General features: G+C 72.7%; 17 protein-coding genes. 4 read left to right on the top strand and 13 right to left on the bottom strand.

What is annotated here, in order from left to right:
* Positions 1-5: 5 nt before the first annotated feature.
* From hypF to ACFYUS_RS28605, 12 genes are all read right to left on the bottom strand, one after another.
* Complete coding sequence (gene hypF / locus ACFYUS_RS28660) at positions 6-2510, bottom strand: carbamoyltransferase HypF (protein ID WP_388858136.1); 2505 nt, start codon at positions 2508-2510, stop codon at positions 6-8.
* Positions 2507-3202 carry a hydrogenase nickel incorporation protein HypB gene (hypB, locus tag ACFYUS_RS28655; RefSeq protein WP_388858133.1) on the bottom strand — a complete coding sequence of 232 codons (696 nt, stop codon included), beginning with the start codon at positions 3200-3202 and terminating at the stop codon, positions 2507-2509. Before hypB ends, hypF begins: the two co-directional genes overlap by 4 nt.
* A gap of 2 nt (positions 3203-3204) precedes the next feature.
* Positions 3205-3600: a hydrogenase maturation nickel metallochaperone HypA gene (locus ACFYUS_RS28650; RefSeq protein ID WP_388858130.1), complete on the bottom strand. Its 396-nt coding sequence runs from the start codon at positions 3598-3600 to the stop codon at positions 3205-3207.
* A gap of 139 nt (positions 3601-3739) precedes the next feature.
* On the bottom strand, positions 3740-3880 hold the full coding sequence (locus tag ACFYUS_RS28645) for a DUF6893 family small protein (RefSeq protein ID WP_388858127.1): 141 nt from the start codon (positions 3878-3880) through the stop codon (positions 3740-3742).
* On the bottom strand, positions 3877-4407 hold the full coding sequence (locus ACFYUS_RS28640) for a hydrogenase maturation protease (RefSeq protein WP_388858124.1): 531 nt from the start codon (positions 4405-4407) through the stop codon (positions 3877-3879). Before ACFYUS_RS28640 ends, ACFYUS_RS28645 begins: the two co-directional genes overlap by 4 nt.
* Complete coding sequence (locus ACFYUS_RS28635; RefSeq protein WP_388858121.1) at positions 4404-5801, bottom strand: hypothetical protein; 1398 nt, start codon at positions 5799-5801, stop codon at positions 4404-4406. The genes ACFYUS_RS28640 and ACFYUS_RS28635 overlap by 4 nt, the downstream gene beginning before the upstream one ends.
* Entirely contained in the window at positions 5798-6436 is a 639-nt protein-coding gene (locus tag ACFYUS_RS28630) for a DUF6084 family protein (RefSeq protein WP_388858118.1), read from the bottom strand. Before ACFYUS_RS28630 ends, ACFYUS_RS28635 begins: the two co-directional genes overlap by 4 nt.
* A complete protein-coding gene (locus ACFYUS_RS28625) occupies positions 6433-7092 on the bottom strand; it encodes a DUF5947 family protein (RefSeq protein ID WP_388858115.1) in 660 nt (219 codons plus the stop codon). Before ACFYUS_RS28625 ends, ACFYUS_RS28630 begins: the two co-directional genes overlap by 4 nt.
* A complete protein-coding gene (locus ACFYUS_RS28620) occupies positions 7089-7646 on the bottom strand; it encodes a hypothetical protein (protein ID WP_388858112.1) in 558 nt (185 codons plus the stop codon). The genes ACFYUS_RS28625 and ACFYUS_RS28620 overlap by 4 nt, the downstream gene beginning before the upstream one ends.
* On the bottom strand, positions 7643-9427 hold the full coding sequence (locus ACFYUS_RS28615) for a nickel-dependent hydrogenase large subunit (RefSeq protein ID WP_388858109.1): 1785 nt from the start codon (positions 9425-9427) through the stop codon (positions 7643-7645). Before ACFYUS_RS28615 ends, ACFYUS_RS28620 begins: the two co-directional genes overlap by 4 nt.
* 91 nt (positions 9428-9518) lie before the next feature.
* On the bottom strand, positions 9519-10601 hold the full coding sequence (locus tag ACFYUS_RS28610) for a hydrogenase expression protein HypE (RefSeq protein WP_388858106.1): 1083 nt from the start codon (positions 10599-10601) through the stop codon (positions 9519-9521).
* A gap of 56 nt (positions 10602-10657) precedes the next feature.
* The gene (locus ACFYUS_RS28605) at positions 10658-12358 is read right to left on the bottom strand and encodes an enoyl-CoA hydratase-related protein (protein ID WP_388858103.1); all 1701 of its coding nucleotides are present in this window, start codon (positions 12356-12358) and stop codon (positions 10658-10660) included.
* Between the two features lie 532 nt (positions 12359-12890).
* Between ACFYUS_RS28605 and ACFYUS_RS28600 the strand changes: the two genes are divergently transcribed.
* The 4 genes from ACFYUS_RS28600 (at position 12891) to ACFYUS_RS28585 (ending at position 16875) form a co-directional block, all read left to right on the top strand.
* Complete coding sequence (locus ACFYUS_RS28600; RefSeq protein WP_388858100.1) at positions 12891-13211, top strand: carboxymuconolactone decarboxylase family protein; 321 nt, start codon at positions 12891-12893, stop codon at positions 13209-13211.
* A gap of 150 nt (positions 13212-13361) precedes the next feature.
* Positions 13362-13835: a three-helix bundle dimerization domain-containing protein gene (locus tag ACFYUS_RS28595; protein WP_388858097.1), complete on the top strand. Its 474-nt coding sequence runs from the start codon at positions 13362-13364 to the stop codon at positions 13833-13835.
* A 755-nt stretch (positions 13836-14590) separates the two neighbouring features.
* Positions 14591-16375 (top strand): SulP family inorganic anion transporter, encoded by a 1785-nt coding sequence (locus ACFYUS_RS28590; protein WP_388858094.1) that lies wholly within the window; start codon positions 14591-14593, stop codon positions 16373-16375.
* 158 nt (positions 16376-16533) lie between these two features.
* Positions 16534-16875 carry a YkvA family protein gene (locus tag ACFYUS_RS28585; RefSeq protein ID WP_388858091.1) on the top strand — a complete coding sequence of 114 codons (342 nt, stop codon included), beginning with the start codon at positions 16534-16536 and terminating at the stop codon, positions 16873-16875.
* Between the two features lie 263 nt (positions 16876-17138).
* On the opposite strand, the gene ACFYUS_RS28580 is transcribed toward ACFYUS_RS28585, so the two are convergent.
* Complete coding sequence (locus tag ACFYUS_RS28580; RefSeq protein ID WP_388858088.1) at positions 17139-17468, bottom strand: hypothetical protein; 330 nt, start codon at positions 17466-17468, stop codon at positions 17139-17141.
* Between the last annotated feature and the right edge of the window lie 49 nt (positions 17469-17517).

The following is a 17517-nucleotide window of genomic DNA, read 5'->3' as shown; positions in this document are numbered from 1 at the left end:
TCTCCTCACTGTCGCTCTCGTCGCGGAGTGCCGAGGTCCGCCCGGTCCGTGGTCCGGGCGGCCACGACGAGCTGGCCGAGGGCCAGTCCGCCGTCGTTCGGCGGGATCCGCCGGTGACGCAGGACGGTGAAGCCGTCCTCTCCCAGCCCTCGGGCGCAGGCCGAGGAGAGCATCGCGTTGGCGAACACTCCCCCGGTCAGGGCGACGGTCTCCACCCCGGTCTCGTCGCGGGCGGCGGCGCAGACCGTCCGCACCAGCCGGGCCACGGCGTGGTGGAACCGGGTCGCGACGACGGCCGCGGGGGTCCCGTCCAGCACGTCGGCGGCCACCGCCGCCAGGAGGGGCGCGGGGTCGGCCGTGTGCGGGGCTCCGGGCCGCGGCGGGTCGAGCCGGAAGGCGTAGCGCGGGTCCTCGGCCGTGGCGGGTGCGCGCAGGGCCGCCGCCTCCAGCTCGATCGCGGCCTGCGCCTCGTACCCCGCGTGCTGGCAGACCCCCGCGAGGGAGGAGACGGCGTCGAAGAGGCGCCCCATGCTGGAGGTCGGCACACAGTTCAGATCGCGCTCCAACTGCCGCTCCAGTACGGATAGTTCTCCAGGAGCACAGGCACGCGTGCAGGGCAGGGCGCGGTCGGCGGCGAGGCCCGCGGCCCACAGGTGGGACAGGGCCATGCGGTAGGGCCGGCGTACCGTCGCGTCACCGCCCGGCAGGGGGACGTCGGCCAGGTGGGCGAACCGCCGGAACCCGGCGTAGTCCGCGAGGAGGAACTCGCCGCCCCACACGGTGCCGTCGAGACCGTAGCCGGTGCCGTCGAAGGCCACGCCGATCACGGGGCGGGTGCCGTCGAGACCGTTCTCGGCCATCGCCGCCGCGACGTGCGCGTGGTGGTGCTGTACGGCGACCACGGGCCGTCCCGCGGCGTGTTCGCGGGCCCACCGCGTGGACCGGTAGGCGGGGTGGCGGTCGGCGGCGAGCAGTCCCGGCCGTACGCCGGTGACGGACTCCATCTGCCGCTCTGCGGAGGCGAGGGCGTCCTGGGTGGCGAGGTCGTCCATGTCGCCGATGTGGGCGGAGAGCCAGGCCTGGCGTCCGTCGCCGAGGCAGAAGGTGTTCTTCAGGTCCCCTCCGACGGCGAGGGCGGGGGCGACCTCGACGGGCAGCTCGACCGGCAGCGGCGCATAGCCCCGGGAGCGGCGCAGCGTCAGCTGCTCGCCGTCGCAGACGCGGACGACGGAGTCGTCGCAGGGGACGTGGATCGGCCGGTCGTGCAGCAGCCAGGCGTCCGCGAGGCCGGCGAGCCGGGTCAGGGCCTCCGCGTCGTCCGTGACGATGGGTTCCCCCGAGCGGTTGCCGCTGGTCATCACCAGCAGCCGGGGGCCTCCTGCCGGGTCGGTCGTGCCGAGGCCGAGGAGGAGGTGGTGCACCGGGGTGTACGGGAGCAGGAAGCCGAGGTCCGGGCTGCCCGGCGCGACCTCCGGCGCCGGCCCGGCCCCGGGGCGCGGCCGGGCCTCGGCGCGGCGGCGCAGGAGGACGACGGGCCGGACGGCGCCGGTGAGGAGTTCGCGTTCGAGCGGGCCGAGGTGGGCGAGGGGTTCGATGTCGGCGAGGTCCGCGGCCATCATCGCGAACGGTTTGTCACCGCGCGCCTTGCGGCGGCGCAGTTCGGCCACGGCGTCGGGGTTCGTCGCGTCGCACGCCAGGTGGTAGCCGCCGAGGCCTTTGACGGCGAGGATCGCGCCGGAGGCCAGCATCGCGCGCGCGGCGACGACCGGGTCGGGGTCGCGACCGGCGTCGGCCTGGCCGGGGCCCGGGGCCGGAGGGTTCCGGTCGGGGCCGGGGGCCACAGGCGTACCGGAAGGGGCGGGCGCCGCAGCCGTACCGGAGGGGCCGGGGTGCACGGGCGCCGTGACCAGCCGCAGTCGGGGGCCGCAGCGGGGGCAGGCGACGGGCTGCGCGTGGAAGCGCCGGTCGGCCGGGTCCGCGTACTCCCGGGCGCAGTCCGGACACATCGGGAAGCCGGCCATGGTGGTGTGGACCCGGTCGTACGGCAGTCCCGTGACGATCGTGAACCGCGGGCCGCAGTTCGTGCACGTGATGAAGGGGTGCAGGTACCGCCGGTCGGCCGGGTCCGCGAGCTCCGCGAGGCAGTCGTCGCAGGTGGCGGTGTCCGGCGGGACGAGGGTGCGGACGGCGCCGCCGTGGCGGGAGGGCACGATCGTGAAGCCGCTGCCGCCGCTCGCGGTCACCTCGGCCGCCTCGACCGACTCCACCCGGGCCAGGGGCGGGGCGTCGGGCGCGAGCCGGGCGCAGAAGGACGCGACGTCCGCGGGGTCGCCCTCGACCTCCGCGACGACGCCTTCCGCGGTGTTGGTGACGTGGCCGGACAGGCGCAGACCGGTGGCGAGGGCGTAGACGAACGGCCGGAAGCCCACGCCCTGCACGACACCGCGGACGACCACGCGGCTGCGCCGCGGGACGGTGGCGGGGGCGGGCCCGGGCCGCGCCGTGGTCACGCGCCGGCCTGTGCCATCGCCGGGGTGTGGACGCCGTTCCCCTCGGCCACCGCGAGGGCCCGGTCGAGCAGCGTGCCGACGCCCCGGCCGTCACGCACCGAGCTGAGGACGACCTCGACGCCGGGGTTGACCTGCTCCACATGGGCGCGGAAGGCCTTCTCGTCGAACTCCGCGGCCTCGGCCATGTCGGTCTTGGTGACGATCACCAGCTGGGCGAGGCCGAACGCGGTGGGGTACTTGAGCGGCTTGTCCTCGCCCTCGGTGACCGAGGCGAGGACCACGCGGAGGGACTCCCCCAGGTCGTAGCCGGCGGGGCAGACGAGGTTGCCGACGTTCTCGACGAACAGCAGCCGGACCGACTCGGGCAGCCAGTCGTGCAGGTGCCGGGCGACCATGTCGGCCTCCAGATGGCACAGGCCGTCGGTGAGCACCTGCTTGACGGGGGCGCCCGAGCGGGCCAGGCGGCGGGCGTCGTTCTCGGTGGCCAGGTCGGCGGTGAGCGCGGCGGCGCTGACGCCCCGTTCGCCGGCGAGGGTCAGTTCGCGCTCCAGCAGTGCGGTCTTCCCGCTGCCGGGGCTGGAGAGCAGGTTGATCACGGTGGTCCCGCGGGCGCTCAGCTCGGTGCGCAGGATGTGTGCCGCCGCCTCGTTCCTGGCGAGGACGGCGCGCTGGAGGTCGACGGCTCGGCACATGCTCAGCTCTCCTCGGTGATCGGTTGGCGACGTCGCTCGTGCGGCGTGTCGGGGCAGGCCCAGCGGACCTCCCGGATCTGCAGTTCACGGCCGGAGAGCAGTTCGCCGGCCGCGGCGCCGCAGCGGGGGCAGAGCAACCGGGGCGGCATGCCCACCGCCCAGTCCGCGGCGCACGGTCCGCAGCGCGCGGTGCCCGGGACGGTACGGGTGATCAGCTCGGCACCTTCCAGGACGGTTCCGGCGCAGGCGAGTTCGAAGCAGAACGCGAGGGCGTCGGCGACGACGCCGGCCAGCTCGCCCACGTCCAGCTCGACGCTGGTGACGCCGACGGCGCCACGGGACCTCGCCGCGGTCTCGACCTGGTCGACGACGGCGACCGCGAGGGACATCTCGTGCATCGGTCTCCGTCCTGGGCGCGGGGGTGGGTCCCGGGCGCCATTAGAGAACGGGTGGCGGCCGGGGCACGCCCGGCGCGCCGGGCGCGGACGTCGGTGTCGTCCGTTCGGTGCAGCCGCCGCCACCGGACCCGCGGGTGCGTCACATCCTGCTGATGCGCAGATAGCGCCGGAGGTCGGGGAGGACTCCGACGACGACGGCCGCGACGGCCAGGGCGGCGGTGGCGGCGATTGCCGCGCCGAGGACGTTCCTGTGCATGGTGTTCTCCGTTTCGGTCTTCATACGACGGCTTCCTGGCGGACCAGTTCGATCACCATGCGCACCGCCTCGGGCACGGCCGCGGCGACCTGCGGGCTGAGCCCGATGCCCTCGTCGAGGCAGGCCGGTTCGCAGCCGACGACGAGGATCCGCCGGGGCGGCGCGGCCCCGGTTCCCGCGCACAGGGTGTCGAGCAGGGCGAGGACGGCATCGGGCGTCATCCGGTGGCCGTCGAGCGGCGCGGGCTCCGTGCCGGAGCCGCGGTCGCCGGCCGCCGAGGCGTCGATCAGATAGAGGGTCCCCGGCTCACCGCCGCGGGCGGTGACGTCGACGAGGACGAGGGTGTCCCAGCCGTCGAGGAGTTCGTAGGCGAGGTGGACGCCCCGGACGCCGACGTCGGACAGTTCGACGGAGGCGGGGAGTTCCTCGCGGGTGAGCCGCCGCAGGGTCTCCACCCCGAAGCCGTCGTCACCGAGGAAGACGTTGCCCACCCCGGCCACGAGGGTGCGGGCCGTGCCGGGTGCCAGGGCGTCGGGCGCGGGGCCGTTCACACGTCCTCCAGGGCTTCGACCTCGTCGGGCTGGAAGTAGAGGAACCGGCCCTGTTCGCGGCGGATGTCGGCGCCCGGGTCGTCCTCCACGGTCACCGCGATGTGGACTCCGCCGTCGACGTCGTGGAGGACCGCCTCGACCAGCGCGCTGCGCCCGTCGAGGAACAGGTCCTGGGCGTCCGTGCGGCGCAGCCGGGGGCGCAGGACGACCCTGCTGCCCGCGCGGACCGGGCGGCCGTCGACAAGGACGTGGTCGCTGCCCGGATCGACGCCGGTGTCGCCGCCCGGGTCCCACCAGGGCGTCTCCGGTTCGAGGATGTTCCCGCTCTGCTTCGGGGGCCCCGTGACGCTCTGGAGGCTCCGTACCGCCCCGTGGAGGCGTTCGAGCACCTCGGGCGGCATGGTGTCCGCCAGCTCGATCACGGCCGCGGCGCGGGCGTCGGTCCCTCTGGCCTCGCGCTTCTCCTCGTCGGTGAGGGCGGCCGTGCGCAGGGCGAGGATCTCGTCGATCTCGGTCGCGTCGTAGAGGGCGCCGGGGCTCTCGGGTGCGATGGCCGGGTGGTCCTCCAGGATGATCGGCGAGGAGAGCACCAGGTCGTCGCGGCCGGGTTCGCCGGCGAGGACGGGCCAGGTGTGCAGGTTGCGGCAGGCGGCGACGGCGCCCTTCGCCCACTCCGGCGGGTCGGTCATCGACAGGAACGAGCCGCCGTCGATACGGAGCAGCGTGTGCGTGGCGACGAGGGAGTGCGGCAGCGCCGCGTGGCGGTCGGTGTCCCGCTCGGCGGTCCAGTCGCTGGTGTTCTCCACCGTGACCGAGAGGCGCTCGACCCGGTACGGGCCGTCGAGTTCGGCCGCCGAGATCCTCAGGGTGCCGCTGATCTCCTCGCGGCGGCGTACGAGCCGGCCGAGGACGCGTCCGTCGGTGTCGGTGACCTCCTCCGTCTCCTCGGCTGCGGGGCGGGTGAAGGGCAGGGCGGTGCCGTCGCCCCGCAGTCCGGCGACGGGGACGACGAGCGTGACCCGTTCCTCGACGCCCTCGTCCCAGGCCATCAGGACCCGGTCGGCCAGCCGGAGTTCGCCGACCGGGGCGAAGGTGCCGTCCTCGCGCAGTTCCTCGACGGTACGCCGCTGGGCGCGCAGGAAGCGGACCTCCACGGCCAGTTCGGCACCGGTCCTGGGCTCCATGAGGCACTCGGTGAGCTGGAAGTCGTGTTCCTCGGCGGCGGCGCTCCAGGACGGCGGCACCAGGACCCCGAACTGCCAGCGGAGCCGGTTCTTCGCGGCGGACGCGCGGTACGGGTAGAGGACGTATCCCTCGAAGAGGACGGCGTCGGCGACGTGCCGGGCGACGGCGAACCGTGCCTCGGTGCCGGGGGTGAAGGCGGCGGTGGTCATCGTGTCCTCTCCCCCGCCGCTTCGAGCAGGGTCTCGACGGTGGCCTCCCACGACGGAAGGGCCCGGCGCGAGCGGTAGGCGAGCAGGGCGTCCATCGTGTCGCCCGGGAGCCGGATCCATCCGCAGCCGGGGAAGTGCTGGTCGATCATCTCGCGCCACACCTTCACGGGCATGCGGTGGGAGACCTCCTTGTCCCAGGGAACGGGCTCGACGTGGAAGCCGCCGGCGCCGGTGAAGGCGGTGCCGGAGAAGAGCAGGAGCAGCGGGACCTCTCCGTCGGAGAGCGCCCGGAGGTAGCGGGACGCGGCGATGTCGGTGTCGTAGGTGCACGGCACGACGAGGTCGGTCTCGATCTCGTCGGTGAAGCCGGGCACCATGACGGAGGCGTGGGCGAACTGGACCGGGTTGAGGCTGCTGCCCCACCGGTCGCGCTCGCCGAAGAGATCGCGCAGGGCCGCGGCCTCGTGGTCGTCGTAGCCGCGCCGGGCGGGTTCGACGCGGATCTGGCAGCGCAGGGCCATGGCGTGGACCCGGGTGCCGCCGGTGGCGGTGATCCGCAGCCGGAACACGAGCGTGGGTCCGGCCGCGTAGGCGTCGGCGCGGACGTCGGTGCAGCTGAAGGAGAACTCGGTCACGGCCGGCTCCCCTGCGGCTCGCGGGCCAGACCGCGGACGCGGGCGAACAGGTCGTCGAGGTCCGCCCGCGCCTCCGCGCCTCCGTCGAAGCCCTGCCAGCGCAGGCGCATGCGGCCCACCAGTTCGTAGCAGAGGTCGACCGGGACGAGGAAGCATTCGGTGCGGCCCTCGTGGCGGCGCAGCAGCAGGGCCTCGACGTCGGGTTCGAGGAGGGCGCCGAGCCGAGTGGCGTCGAGCACCGACCGCCAGGCCTCTTCGTCCGGTTCGCTCTCGGTGGCGCCGGCGGGGCTCGGGTAGAACGCCACCGGCCGGTCGAGGGCGGAGTTGCGGAAGAAGAACGCGACCGAGACCGGGATCCGCAGCGACTCCCAGGCCCGGTCGTCGATCCGGTGGTCGGGGTCGCCGAGGAATCGGCCGGGGACCGCCCGGAACCGCCCCGGGGAGGCGGCGGAGCGGTCCATGAGCTGTGCGCACGGCCCGCAGGCGCAGACCAGGGCCCGCTTGTCCGTGTCGACGAGATGCGGGTGACGCTCCTCGGCCGCCAGCGGGGCGCCGCACAGTTCGCAGCGCTCCTCGCGGGATGGGCGGGGAGTGGTGAACCGGCGCAGGCCGGTGGTCGCCGGGGGCCGCACGGCGCTGTTCGGCGGCCCGTTCACAGGGCGGCCGATGAACGGCCGTCCGCGCCCGCGGGCGACGGACGGGTGCCGATCTGGAGCAGCGCCGGTTCGCGTGGGGCGCGGCTCTCCAGCTCCACGCCGGTCACCTCGGGGGCGAAGCAGGCGAGGGCGTCCACGGCCGCCTGCCGGACGGACTCCTGGGTGCCGGAGCAGCCGCAGCCGGTCGAGGCGGTGACCCGCAGCCGCAGCACGCCCGTCGCCGGGTCGAATCCGGCGTTCTCCACGGGTTGCGGCAGGGTGGACAGGGCGCGTTCGATGCGGGTCGGCGCGTCCTCGGGGTGCAGTCCGTGCAGGTTGAGGAGGCTCGCGACGAGTTCGTCCGCGAGCAGCGGGCCCAGCGGGTCGGCGGGCGGGCGGGCGGCGGGGCGTCCGAGGAGCTCGACGACGCGGGCGATGCCGCTGCCGTAGAACTCCATGAGGACGCGGACGACTTCCTCGGTGGCGGCGCAGGCCTCGGCGTCGCCGCTCTCGGCCAGCCGGTCCAGGACCTCCTCGACCCGTCGGCCCGCCTGTTCGGCGGTGGGCGCGCTCATCCGGCCAGACCGCTCAGGCCGGTGGGCACGTGCATCTGCTTCACGGTCCGGCCGTTGCCCGTGTACATGTGGACGCCGCACGGCAGACAGGGGTCGAAGCTGCGCACGGCGCGCATGATGTCGATGCCCTTGAAGTTCTCGGGCGGGTTCTCCTCGAAGATCGGGGTGTTCTGCACCGCGTCCTCGTAGGGGCCGGGGGTCCCGAACGTGTCGCGCGTGGAGGCGTTCCACGGCGTCGGCGGGTAGGGGTGGTAGTTGGCGATCTTGCCGTCCCTGATGACCATGTGGTGCGAGAGGACGCCCCGTACGGCCTCGGTGAAGCCGACGCCGATGGCCTCGTCCGGCACCTCGAACTTCTCCCAGGTCTGCGTGCGTCCGGCGCGGACCTCCTCCAGGCCCTTCTCGGCGCAGTGCAGGGCGACGGCGGCCGCGTACGCCTGGAAGTAGGTCCGGGCGCGGTTGCGCTCCAGGGCGTTGCTCCACTTCGGGATCTTCCACTCGAAGGTGGTCTCCGGCTTGGTCAGCGTCCGGGGAAGGTTGATGACGACGCTGTGCCCGGTGGCCTTGATGTAGCCGATGTCCACGAGGCCGGAGAGCGCGGTGGACCACAGGCGCGCGAGGGGGCCGCCGCCGGTGTCCAGGGCGAGGTGGTCCTTGCCGTCGAACCAGCGCGGGGACATGACCCAGCTGTACTTGTCGTCGAAGTTCCGCTTCTGCGGGGCCGGGATGGTGTGCTGGTTCCACGGGTGGCGCGGGTCGACCGGGTTGCCCAGCGGATCGTGGGTGACGAACTGCTCCTGGCCCTGCCAGTCCTCGTAGTACGAGCTGCCGAGCAGGATGCGGAGGCCGAGGTTGATCTCGGTGAGGTCGTTGGTCACCAGCTTGCCGTCGACGACGACACCGGGGGTGACGAACATCCGCCGGCCCCAGTCGGTCATGTTGGCGTAGGTGAAGTCGCAGTGCTCCGGGTCGTTGAGGGCGCCCCAGCAGCCGAGCAGCACACGGCGGCGGCCGACCTCCTCGTAGCCGGGCAGCGCCTCGTAGAAGAAGTCGAAGAGGTCGTCGTGGAGGGGGACGACCCGCTTCATGAACTCCACGTAGCGCATGAGGCGGCTCATGTAGTCGGTGAACAGCTGCACGGACGCGACCGTGCCGACACCGCCGGGGTAGAGGGTGGAGGGGTGGACGTGCCGCCCCTCCATGAGGCAGAACATCTCCCGGGTGTAGCGGCTGACCTGGAGCGCCTCGCGGTAGAACTCGCCTTCGAGGGGGTTGAGCGAGCGCATGATGTCCGCGATCGTGCGGTAGCCGTGCTCGGCGGCGTGCGGGGCCTCGGTGCGCTCGGCCAGCTCCAGGACGCCCGGGTTGGTCTCGCGGACCATCTTCTCGCAGTAGTCGACCCCGACCAGGTTCTCCTGGAAGATGTTGTGGTCGAACATGTACTCCGCGGACTCGCCGAGGTTGATGATCCACTCACCGAGGTGCGGGGGCTTCACGCCGTACGCCATGTTCTGCGCGTACACGGAGCAGGTGGCGTGGTTGTCACCGCAGATGCCGCAGATGCGGCTGGTGATGAAGTGCGCGTCGCGGGGGTCCTTGCCCCGCATGAAGACGCTGTAGCCGCGGAAGACGGAGGACGTGCTGTAGCACTCCGCGACGCGCTTCTGCTTGAAATCGATCTTCGTGTGGATGCCGAGGCTGCCCACGATCCGGGTGATGGGGTCCCAGGCCATCTCCACAAGGCCGGAGCCGTCACCCGTCGTCTTCGCCGGAGATGCCATGGTCGCTGTGGTGCCCTTCGTCAACTCTTCGCCTACGCGAACAGTGGGGTGGATGGGGGGGTGCTGCAGGGGTGGTGCGATGGCGTCACGGTCACCAGGGCGGCCGGTAGCCGGTGGTGATGCGCTCGCCGGTGTGCCGCCACTTGGGCTCCTTGTCCACGGTCCTGGCCGTGATGGTCCGCAGACGGCGGATGACGGAGCCGTAGACGCCGCTGGCGGTGCTGGAGACCTTGCCACCGGGAGGTTCGTCCATGAACGGCATGAACTTGTCCGGGAATCCGGGCATCGTGCACGCGATGCAGATGCCGCCGACGTTCGGACAGCCGCCGACGCCGTTGATCCAGCCGCGCTTGGGGACGTTGCACTTGACGACGGGGCCCCAGCAGCCGAGCTTGACCAGGCACTTGGGCGAGTCGTACGTCGAGGCGAACTGGCCCTGCTCGTAGTAGCCGGCCCGGTCGCAGCCCTCGTGCACGGTCGCGCCGAACAGCCAGGTCGGCCGGAGCTTGTCGTCCAGCGGGATCATGGGCGCGGAGCCCACCGCCTGATAGAGCAGGTAGGTCAGCGTCTCCGCGAAGTTGTCCGGCTGGATCGGGCAGCCGGGCACGCACACGATGGGGATGCCGGCATGCGACTTCCAGTCCCAGCCGAGATAGTCCGGGAGGCCCATCGCGCCGGTCGGGTTCCCCGCCATGGCGTGGATGCCGCCGTACGTGGCGCAGGTGCCGATCGCGACCACGGCGAGGGCCTTGGGTGCCAGCCGGTCGATCCATTCGCTGGTGGTGATGGGCTGACCGGTCTCCGGGTCGTCGCCGAAGCCGCTCCAGTAGCCCTCCTGCTTGATGGCCTCGTTCGGGATCGACCCCTCGACGACCAGCACGAACGGGTCGATCTCGCCCCGCTCACCCTTGAAGAACCACTCGATGAACGTGTCGGCGCCGCCCACCGGACCGCACTCGAAGTCGATCAGCGGCCAGTGGACCGCGATCCTGGGCAGCCCTGGCAGCCCCGCGAGGGCGATCTCCTCGATGCTGGGCTGCATGGCGGCGGTCAGGGCCACCGAGTCGCCGTCGCAGCTCAGACCCGCGTTGATCCAGAGGATGTGGATCGGCTTCTCTTCGCTGCCGGGTGCGGCACCCTGGTCCTCGACCGGGGCCGGCTCTACTGCGCTCATGGGTCGCCTCCTGAGGAGGGATGGGGCGAAGGCCTCATGTCGGGCCTGGGTCTTGCTTAACAGTCGGCCGATGCGGCCGCGCCCGCACCTGGGCCGTTCGGGAGCGGCGCTCGGGGGGCCTCCTTCCGGACGAAGGCCCGGCGCCGTGCGTGGTAGCTCGCGGCGGGATCGTCGAAGATCGCCCGCATCCGGGAGAGCTCCTGCTCCCGGTGGGCCGCAAGGGGAGCGACGGACTCCCGCCGCTCGTGCTCGGCCTTCTTCGCCGCGATCCGCGGCTGAAGACCGCCACCGGATGCCAGGCGGAGGGCCAATCGGGTGACTTCGGCGGCGAACTCCCCGGGTCCGCAGTCGACGACCCGGTCGACCAGACCCATGTCCAGCGATGCCGCCGCGGACACCGGCCGGGCCTCTTCGGTGAGGCGCGCGGCCAGTGCCTCGCCCACCTTCCCGGGCAGGGTGCGGGTCCAGTACTCCGATCCGTACAGACCCATGCGCCGGTAGTGCGGATTGAGCACCGCCCCCGCACGGCACCAGACCTCGTCGGCGGCGAGGGCGAGCATCACCCCGCCGGCGGCGGCGTTGCCGCCGATCGCGCTCACGACGAGCCGGTCGGTCGTGGTGAGAACCGCCTCGACCAGGTCGTTCATGGCGTTGATGTTGGCCCAGGACTCGGCGGCCGGGTCGGCGGCGGCCTCGATGACGTTCAGATGGATGCCGTTGGAGAAGAAGTCGCGCTGCCCGCCGAGCACCAGGACGGAGGTGGGGCGCCCGCGGGCGGTCTCGTACGCGTCCAGCAGGCGGCGGCACTGGTCGGTGCTCATCGCCCCGCCGGGGAACGCGAAGGACAGGACGCCGACCGGTCCCCGCTCGCGGTACCGGATGTCGGACCAGGTCCGGCGGCCCGGCGCCGGGTCGGCGGGGACCGGCAGTTCGGGGAGCTCCGGCAACCGGCCCGCGAGGGCCAGGGCGGCCGGGAGCTTGCAGGCACGCGGCCTGCCGGGGCCGGTGCGGGCGCGGAGCTCGGGGAGCCACACCGCGCCGTCCACGGTGGCGCGGCAGACCGCACCCGCCCGGGTGGCGAGGAGGTCACCGGGCCGCCCGCGCAGACCGTCCTCCGCGTGGCCGCCGTGCAGGAACCACTCGGCGCCGAGCAGCCGGTCCGGTACACCGGGCTGCGAATCGGCGGCCCGCAGGGTCCGCAGGACGGTCTCGGTGGTGTCCTCGCCCCACGAGATCCGACGCTCCTCCTGGCGGAGAGCGGGACGGACGCGGATCTCGCCGGTCTGCGGACGCGGTGTCGCCCCGGCGGCGACCCTCTCGACGGCGAGGAGCACGGCGGCCACGGCGGCGTCGGACAGCTCGTTGCGGTACAGATCGCTCTTGCCGACCTCCGGAACGGGGAAGGCCGCGGACGCCCAGACGTCGCCCGCGTCCATCTCGTCGTCGGCCTGGAGGACCGTCACGCCCCATTCCTCGACCCCGTCGAGGATCGCGTGGTCCAGCGAGGACGGGCCCCGATCGCCCACGGGCCCCGGGTGCACGATCAGGCAGAGGTGCGCCGTCCACACGTCGCGGGGCACGACGGCCTTCAGCATGGGGGCCACGACCAGATCGGGCGCGTGGCGCGCCACGGCCTCGCGCACGGCCGCCCCGTCGGGGGTGACCTCGACGGGAACGGTGTGCCCGCGGTCGCGCAGCTCCACCAGGACGCGCTGGGTGAGGCTGTTGAAGCTGCTGGCGACGAGCAGGATGCGCATGGACGGCCTTTCCGGGTCGTGGTCGGTGCGGCGCCGGAAACCGCGGTCCGCCAACCGCCTGCGATCATCAGGCAGCACGAGCCGGGCAGCGGCGTGACGGAGCCCGCACCTCACCCGTTCGAGGCGTGCGTCCGACCGATTGGCGGGCGCTCTCCACCACGGGCGGGTACGACGCCCACGCCGAGTCGGTGGAGAGGCGGGTGAGGGGGTGCCTGGGCAGGGGCGGTGTCCGAGAACGTGTCGGCGACGTCGCAGCTCACGCCCCGGGGCAACGGTCCGCCCCGACTACGGTTTCCGCAGGTCAACAGGGGGCGTCTGCTGGTCGCACCGGACGAGCCAGGGCGCCGGTGCACGTCCTCGGCTCTGTCGCCGGCCTTCCAGCCCTGCTCACCGCCGACCGTGGTCAGCGCGGAACACATCCCGTGCGCAGGTTCAGGAGGGGTTCTAGAGTGAGGGCAGGGCGTGCCGGTGGTCTGCAGGCATCCCCTTCCATCTCACTCCCCCGATCGGGCCTTCCAGGAGGGCATTCGAGATGTCCGCTGCATCTGACACCCCTGTTCTGGACACCATCCTCGCCATGACGGACGACTCGCTCGAGCGGTGTGGACTGGCGCCGGACATGCTCCTGCTCACCCGTATCGCAGCGCTCGCCGCCTCCGACGCTCCTCCGGTCTCCTACCTCGCCCACATCGATCCCGCCCTCAAGGCCGGCCTCACCACCGAGCAGTTGCAGGACGTTCTGGTCGCCATCGCCCCCATCGTGGGAACCGCCCGGGTCATGACGGCAGCCGGCAACATCACCGCTGCGCTCGGCGTCGCCATCGCCGTCGCCGAGATCGACGCAGAAGGCTGACGCCGGGCCGACCCGGGAGGCCACCGCAGGCCCGTGGAAGGCGGGAACCTCCGAGGCATCGTGTGGACTCCCGGGAAGCGGCATCCCTTTCCCTCGCTTCCCCGGCCCGGCCTCGGAGGGCGATCTTGCCCGGGCGAGCAGACAATGAGCGTGGCTGACCTTCTCGTGGCGATGGCGAGATGTGCGGTTCTGCGGTGCAGGAGGTCGTGGAACATGGGATCAGTGCCCCCCGTCACGGTCGACGAGCAACCCTCTCAAGCCGACGCGAACCTTCCCGTCGAAAAATCGACCGGGTACTCCGGGCCGGTCGAGCGCGCCGGCCCGGCAGGTCCGTCGAACCTCCTGTCACACGGCTCGCAGGACGAACTCGCTTCCCTCCAGGACACGGTGGCCCGATTGGGGGCCGCCTACCCCTGGCTGGACTCGGTCGATGTGGAGGAGACCGTCAGGACGGCGTACGAGTCGTTCCGCCAGGCCAGGGTCAGGGCCTACGTCCCGATCCTGGTCGAGCGCAGGTCGCGGAGGGCGCTCCAAGCCGCCTGCCGCGCGGCTCTCCGTCAGGCCGTCGACGGCCGGGCGAGCCCCGAGACGCTCGGTGCTCACCCCGGACCGGAAAGGGACTGAGACCGCGCGGCCGGACGGAAAGCGCGGACAGGGCCGGCCTGCCGGAGCGGCGGGCGGCCTGTCCGCCGCTCCGCGGCCACGGATCGGAGGCAGAGCGATGACGGTGCGGTCGGTCTCCGCAGGTGGACAGCCCCGGAATCCGGAAGGCCCGGGGTACGCGCGTGCCCCCGAGGAGGTCACAGCCGCGTTCGGCGTCGATCCGGCGGTCGGGCTCTCCGCGGCATGGCCCATGGAGAGCCCCGCGCACGACCCGAACGCGCTGCCCGGGCGGCAGCGAGCTCCGGCCTGGCGCCGGTTCCTCGATCAATCTTGCGTTCGACCGTCGATGCCGCGCGGGCCACAGCCGCGCGAGTCGGTGCTCACTCGGCCCGTACCGGCCACGGCGGGAATCGGCGGGCCGCGGGCCGCAGCGGGACGGACACGGTGCCGGCCATGTCCACCGTCGGCAGCGGGCGGATGAACCGGGTGGCGCCGGCCCGGCTGGTGCTCGCGGGTGCCGGTGACGATCCAGAGGGACGGCTTCCGCCGCTTCCTCGGGACGACGGATTCCGATGCGCGGCAGTTCGGCCGGGCGCTGCCGGTGGCCCTCGCGCTCCCGGCGCGCCGGACGAGAGACAGGTGTGGTCTCAACGGTTCACCGCCCTCGCACGGGCCTCACCGTTCACATGCGGGCCTCTGCCGTGCGCGCACTCCGGCTCCCCGTGGTCCCGGCCGGACAGGACCGGGAAAGGGGGCACTGATCGGAAGGACGGTCTGTGACCATCCACCACAAGAGCCGCAGGCCTCTCCGTCGGTTGCGTGCTGTTCCCGGGGTGCGTGCCGTGTCGTCGTACCGACGCGAGTGGCTGGTCAAGGACCTGGTGGCGGGAGTCGTCCTGACCACGCTGCTGGTGCCGCAGGGAATGGCGTACGCCGAGCTGGCGGGGCTGCCGCCCATCACCGGCCTGTACACGACGATTCTCTGCCTGCTCGGTTACGCGGTGTGCGGGCCGTCCCGGATCCTGGTGCTGGGCCCCGATTCCTCGCTGGGGCCGATGATCGCGGCCACCGTGCTGCCCCTGGTGGCGGCCGACGGGGACCCCGGCCGGGCTGTCGCCCTGGCGTCGGTCCTCGCGCTCATGGTGGCGGCCGTGATGATCCTGGCCTCGGTGGCGAAGCTGGGCTTCATCGCCGACCTGATCTCCAAACCGACGATGATCGGCTACATGAACGGTCTGGCCCTGACCATTCTGATCGGTCAGCTGCCCAAGCTGCTCGGCTTCAAGGTCGAGGCGGACGACCTGATCGGCGAGTGCGTCGGCTTCGTGCGGGGCCTCGCCGACGGGGCGGCGGTGCCGGCCGCCGCAGCGGTCGGCTGCGGCGGGATCGTCTTGATCCTGGTCCTGCAACGCCTGCTGCCGAAGGTCCCCGCCGTGCTCGTGATGGTGGTCCTGGCGATCGCCGCGGCCACGGTCTTCGACCTGGGCGGGCACGGCGTCGGCCTGGTCGGAGAACTGCCCGAGGGCTTTCCTCCGTTCACGATCCCCGACGTACGGCTCGCCGACCTGTCGCCGCTGCTCGGCGGTGCGCTGGGCATCGCCCTGGTGTCCCTGGCGGACACGATCTCCAACGCGTCGGCCTTCGCGGCTCGAACGGGACAGGAGGTCCGCGGCAACCAGGAGATGGCGGCCATCGGTGCGGCCAACCTGGCGGCCGGTCTCTTCCAGGGCTTCCCGGTCAGCACGAGCGGTTCCCGTACGGCGGTCGCGGAGCGCGCGGGGGCCAAGAGCCAGCTCACCGGGGTCGTCGGAGCGGTACTCATCGTCCTCATGCTCGTGCTGGCTCCGGGCCTGTTCCGCAATCTCCCCCAACCGGCCCTTGCCGCCATCGTCATCACCGCCTCGCTGTCCCTGGCCGACATCCCGGGGGCCGTACGGCTCTGGCGGCAGCGCCGGACGGACTTCCTGCTGTGCTGCGCGGCGTTCCTCGGTGTGGCCCTGCTCGGTGTGCTGCCCGGGATCGGCATCGCCGTCGCCCTGTCCGTGCTGAACGTCTTCCGCCGCGTCTGGTGGCCGTACCACACCGTGCTGGGGCTGGTGGAGGGACTGGAGGGCTACCACGACATCCGCTCGTACCCGCGGGCCCGGCAGCTGCCGGGCCTGGTCGTCTACCGGTTCGACGCACCGCTCCTCTTCGCCAACGCCAAGGCCTTCCGCGACGACATCAGGCGCCTGGCCGAGGCGGACCCGCGGCCGAGCTGGATCGTGATCGCGGCGGAGCCCATGACCGACGTGGACACCACCGCCGCCGACGTCCTCGAAGAGCTCGACGAGACGCTCAACGCGGACGGCGTGCACCTCGTGTTCGCCGAGCTCAAGGACCCCGTGCGTCGCAAGATCGAACGGTACGAGCTCACCCGCACCATCGACCCCCGGCACTTCTTCCCGACCGTGGAGGCCGCGGTCGCCGCCTTCCGCCTGCGCACCGGAGCGCAGTGGGCGCCCCCGCCCGACGAGCCCAGCCCCGGTACCGCTGAGCCGCCGCCCGCCGACGAGCAGTGACCGCGCCAGTCCCCCGGCGGGGCGCCGTGCGGCTGGAGGCCGCTGGAGGCGCCGACGCGGGAACGGCCGACGAGCCGAGCAGCGGGCCCGGCGTCGTAGTCTCGTAAAGGCCGCGGACGACCGGCGCGGCCTGGACCGATACCGGGCAGGAGAACAGCATGGACAGCTCCCTCTGGCTCATCGCGGCCGTGACTCTCGTGCTCGTCGTGGCGGGATTCGCGGCCGTGCTGCTGATCCGCGTCTTCCGGGCCCGGAGACTACTGCTCGACGCCGGTCTCCCGCTGCGGTCCAAGGCCCTCTTCTGGGCAGCGGTGGTCTATACCATCTCACCGATCGACCTGCTCCCCGACCCGGTCTACCTCGACGACATCGGTGTGCTCCTGATCGCCTTGCGGGCGTTGCACGCGGCGGCCGCCGGAAGCGAGGCGGCCCCCGGAGCGCTCGCCGGGGTTCCGAGGCCTGGAACAGCGGTCCGGCGATGGGGTCGCCGCCTCGGGTGAGGGGCCGACGGAGGGCCGTCCGTTCCGTTTCACCGGCACGAGGGGCGCGATGCCGGTAGGAATCTCCGATCGGCATCGCGGCACAGGGACGAGGTCCAGGCGCGCTCGCCGGGCCGCGGGGGCTCGTGGGGCGGAACTGGTTCCGCCGAGTGTTCGCCGGAGAACAGGCCCCGCCCGTCCAGGACCCGCACGCCGACCCGTCCGCCCCCGGACGGCGGCTTCGGCCTGGCCGAGCACGCGCCGTGCCAGGCGCCCCGGCGCGGTCAGGAGTACCAGTCGGCCTCCGAGGGCCGCGCCCGTCGGGGCACCTCCCGGGCGGGTATGGGCCTGCGTTCGCCACCCGCGAGCAGGGTGCTTTCCGGATCACCGCCGCGAACGCCGGGGAGCGTCACCTCGACCTCGATGCCGCGAGGGGGGCTGGTGGGCAGGATCGTGGTCATCACCGTCGTCTGCGCATGGTGGCCATGGGCGCGGGCGGCGGCGACCTGCTTCCCGTCCACGAGGAGCTCCAGTTCCCGCGTCCACCCCATCCGCAGGTCCACGGTGACCGAGCAGCCGGCGTGCTCGCAATGGAAGTGGTACTCCCGGCTCATGATCGCCTCCCTGAAACATCCGGCAACCCATCCTCTCCATCGTGGCACC

It is taken from the genome of Streptomyces sp. NPDC004284 (genome assembly GCF_042874035.1).
In the GTDB taxonomy this organism is placed as follows: Bacteria; Actinomycetota; Actinomycetes; order Streptomycetales; family Streptomycetaceae; genus Streptomyces.
The sequence above is the reverse complement of the archived record's forward strand: the minus strand, read 5'-3'. Positions and strand labels throughout refer to the sequence as shown.

Bases quoted from the DNA above. Each gene is read 5' to 3' on its own strand.
- ACFYUS_RS28635 (WP_388858121.1), bottom strand. From the start codon at position 5,801: ATGACCACCGCCGCCTTCACCCCCGGCACCGAGGCACGGTTCGCCGTC.
- ACFYUS_RS28600 (WP_388858100.1), top strand. From the start codon at position 12,891: ATGTCCGCTGCATCTGACACCCCTGTTCTGGACACCATCCTCGCCATG.
- hypB (WP_388858133.1), bottom strand. From the start codon at position 3,202: ATGTGCCGAGCCGTCGACCTCCAGCGCGCCGTCCTCGCCAGGAACGAG.
- ACFYUS_RS28620 (WP_388858112.1), bottom strand. From the start codon at position 7,646: ATGAGCGCGCCCACCGCCGAACAGGCGGGCCGACGGGTCGAGGAGGTC.
- ACFYUS_RS28605 (WP_388858103.1), bottom strand. From the start codon at position 12,358: ATGCGCATCCTGCTCGTCGCCAGCAGCTTCAACAGCCTCACCCAGCGC.
- ACFYUS_RS28580 (WP_388858088.1), bottom strand. From the start codon at position 17,468: ATGAGCCGGGAGTACCACTTCCATTGCGAGCACGCCGGCTGCTCGGTC.
- ACFYUS_RS28650 (WP_388858130.1), bottom strand. From the start codon at position 3,600: ATGCACGAGATGTCCCTCGCGGTCGCCGTCGTCGACCAGGTCGAGACC.
- ACFYUS_RS28585 (WP_388858091.1), top strand. From the start codon at position 16,534: ATGGACAGCTCCCTCTGGCTCATCGCGGCCGTGACTCTCGTGCTCGTC.
- ACFYUS_RS28615 (WP_388858109.1), bottom strand. From the start codon at position 9,427: ATGGCATCTCCGGCGAAGACGACGGGTGACGGCTCCGGCCTTGTGGAG.
- ACFYUS_RS28645 (WP_388858127.1), bottom strand. From the start codon at position 3,880: ATGAAGACCGAAACGGAGAACACCATGCACAGGAACGTCCTCGGCGCG.
- ACFYUS_RS28610 (WP_388858106.1), bottom strand. From the start codon at position 10,601: ATGAGCGCAGTAGAGCCGGCCCCGGTCGAGGACCAGGGTGCCGCACCC.